The organism is Paenibacillus sp. LHD-38 (assembly GCF_031157315.1).
Lineage (GTDB): Bacteria > Bacillota > Bacilli > Paenibacillales > Paenibacillaceae > Pristimantibacillus.
In genome coordinates this window covers 1-517 of sequence record NZ_JAVIFU010000159.1, presented here as the reverse complement: position 1 = coordinate 517, position 517 = coordinate 1, and the positions used below count along the sequence as shown (strand labels likewise).

Annotated in this window: 1 protein-coding gene; it reads left to right on the top strand. The window is 53.6% G+C overall.

The features are described 5' to 3' along the window. Positions 1–517, top strand: a 517-nt coding sequence (locus RCO25_RS34715; protein WP_483874740.1) for a transposase family protein, incomplete at both ends; no start/stop codon positions are given.

Sequence of the window (517 nt, the reverse complement as noted above, 5' to 3'; positions counted from 1 at the left end):
GCTGTCACTTTGCAGAGTTGCTTCAAGAGCACGAAGCCTTGGAACTAAGCAACTCCAGTGTGAGACGCATCCTGTTAGCTAAGGGACTCAAACAAGCCAAGCAAAGACGCCGGACAAAGGCTCATCAACCGCGTCAACGCAGAGCACAGGCGGGCATGCTGTGGCAAATCGATGCGACTCCGTATGCATGGCTGGAAGATCGTGCTCCCGCCTTCGCCTTACATGCCGCTATCGATGATGCAACCGGCACGGTCGTAGGCGCTGTTTTCCGGACCAACGAATGCCGTGAAGGCTATTCAGTTGTGATGCAGCAGGGCATCAAGAAGTACGGGATTCCACTTGGACTATACAGCGACAGGCATACGATCTTCCGTTCGCCTAATGAGAAGCTGACCGTTGAACAGGAACTCGCTGGCGAAACTAAGCCTCTCTCCCACTTTGGGAAAGCGATGGCCGAATTGAACATTGAACATATTAAAGCTGTCACGCCGCAAGCCAAGGGTCGTGTCGAACGCCT